Annotated in this window: 3 protein-coding genes; all 3 read right to left on the reverse strand. The window is 71.8% G+C overall.

The window, feature by feature from the left end; translation table 11 throughout:
- Positions 1–842, reverse strand: an 842-nt coding sequence (locus tag WBA11_RS00660) for a hypothetical protein (protein WP_424518805.1), incomplete at its 3' end; no start/stop codon positions are given.
- A 29-nt stretch (positions 843–871) separates the two neighbouring features.
- A complete protein-coding gene (locus WBA11_RS00665; RefSeq protein WP_424518806.1) occupies positions 872–1,426 on the reverse strand; it encodes a DUF411 domain-containing protein in 555 nt (184 codons plus the stop codon).
- A 5-nt stretch (positions 1,427–1,431) separates the two neighbouring features.
- Positions 1,432–1,731: a hypothetical protein gene (locus tag WBA11_RS00670; protein ID WP_424518807.1), complete on the reverse strand. Its 300-nt coding sequence runs from the start codon at positions 1,729–1,731 to the stop codon at positions 1,432–1,434.
- Between the last annotated feature and the right edge of the window lie 346 nt (positions 1,732–2,077).

A 2,077-nucleotide genomic window follows, 5' to 3' on the forward strand; every position in this document is an offset into this window, starting at 1 on the left:
GTGTCTCCGCGCGCGTCAAGGGCGGGACCGTTGACCGGGCACCCCTCGATGCTCCAGCCGTCGGCGTGCGGAATCGAGGGCGACGTCCATTCGCCATCAACATGGCGAACGACGGCGATGTCGCGGACCTCGAGGTCGGACCGGTCGCGGTAGGCGGCGACCAGACCGGACGGCGTCGAGACGAGCGCGGTCGGGCAGCAGTCGCAGACGCGGGCATCCAACTCCGCGTCGTCGTGGCGCGACCCATCGGCCTCGAGGGCGGCAAAGCGCAGCGTCATGGCGCCTCCGCCGTGGCCGTGCCCTCCGCTCGTGTGCCGTCCGTCAAGCCAGATCATCCCGGCCGCCCCGTCATCGAGGGCGACGACGGAGACGAACCCGTGCTCGGCGGGGACGCCGTCGTCGTGGACCAAAGCCGGCTCGGACCAGTCGCCGTCCCGTTGCCACGCCGCCACGTCGTAGGCGTAGACGCTCTCGCCCTCCGGGTGCATCGGCAGCGCGTGGGCCAGCATCCGTCCGCCCTCGAGGCCGACGACGCCCGGCGTATCGGCCCAGTTCACGAACCAGTCGTCGTGCTGGCCGGCGGTCTCGGCCGGGCTCCATCCGTCGTCGGTCCACGTCGCGAAGCGGAGCGCGTGTCCGTCGCCCTGGTCCTCGAGCCACGACAGCACCGTCGTCCCGTCCGGCCCGACGCTCAGGCGCGGCGTCCTCGAGAGCCGTGAGGCCGGCGCAGCCAACGGGTCCGCCGGGACCTCCGCCGCGAGCGGACCTTCGGGAGCCGGGTCGGGGTACTCCGACCCGCACGCGGCGAGAGCGAAGGCAGCTGTCAAGAGGGCGAGACGCATGGCTCGTCTGGTCTCGCCCTCGAGGTCGGCTAGCGGCCCGTGTTGCCGGGGATCGAGGCGAAGACGGCCGCCTCGCCGTTGCCGTCCACGATCAGGACGTCGTACGGGTCGCGCTGGTCGCCCATCTCCATGCCGGGCGAGCCGATGGGCATTCCCGGAACGGCGATCCCGAGCGCGTCGGGCCGGTCGGCCAAGAGGCGATCGACCTGGTTGGCTGGGACGTGGCCCTCGACGACGTAGCCGTCCACGACGCCGGTGTGGCACGACGACAGGTCCTGCGGCAAGCCCAGGCTGTCCTTGACGACGTGCAGGTCCGCGTCGCGGTCGATGGCCTCGACGGTGTAGCCCGCCTGCTCAACGTGGTCGATCCACGACGAGCAGCACCCGCACGTCGACCGCTTGTAGACCGTCATCGTCGGCTTGTCACCGACCGCCGCGGTCTGGACCACGGTAGGCGACCCGTTCGCCTCGACACCGTGCGAGATGGCCTCGACGGGCGCGGTCGCGAGGTCGAACGCGCTGTCGTCCTGCGGCGACTGGCAGGCGGCCAGGGCGAAGGGGAGGAGAAAGAGGATCGAGCGCATGGTGTCTACCGTTCGGTGCCGGGGGTGAGGGCCTCTTCAACCTCCGTCGTGGCGTCGGCCGTGCCCGTGGTCGGTGGAGGTTGCGAGAGGTCGACGGGGGCGTCGGTCACGGGTGCCACGCCCTCGAGGGGCTCGACGATCTCGACCTCGCTCGGGATGCCGCCGAGCGGCGACGACTGCGGCTCGCTGTCGGCGTCGAAGTAGCCGTCACTGGCCGTGCGAACGGCGTCGGCCCCATCGGGGCGGCCCTCCCAGACGCAGCCGGTCGCGGCGAGGAGCAGGACGAGGACGGAAAGGCGAGACATAAATCAAAAGGGGAGTGGGCGGCAGGTAAGACGCCCGACCTCGAGGTCGGGTCCGGCTACTCGTAGCCGCGGAGCCGGGCGTAGGCCGCGATCTGGTCGTCGGTCATGGCGTCGCGCATGGCGAGGTGCGCCCGTAGGTGGACGGCGCGGAGTCGGGCGTGGGCTGCCGCCGCCATGGCGACGGCGCGTTCGACGTCGTCCGCGGTCGCCGTTCCCGACAGTCACACGGCGTCGAGCGCCCGCTCCGCATCGATCAGCTGGCGGCCGAGGGGGATGGCCTCTTCTAGCATCTCGGGGCGGAGCCGCTCGGCGGTCTCGCGCTGCTCGTCGGTGAGCAGGAGCGGCT

The sequence above is a fragment of the Rubrivirga sp. genome (genome assembly GCF_049648075.1).
Classification (GTDB): Bacteria; Bacteroidota; Rhodothermia; order Rhodothermales; family Rubricoccaceae; genus Rubrivirga.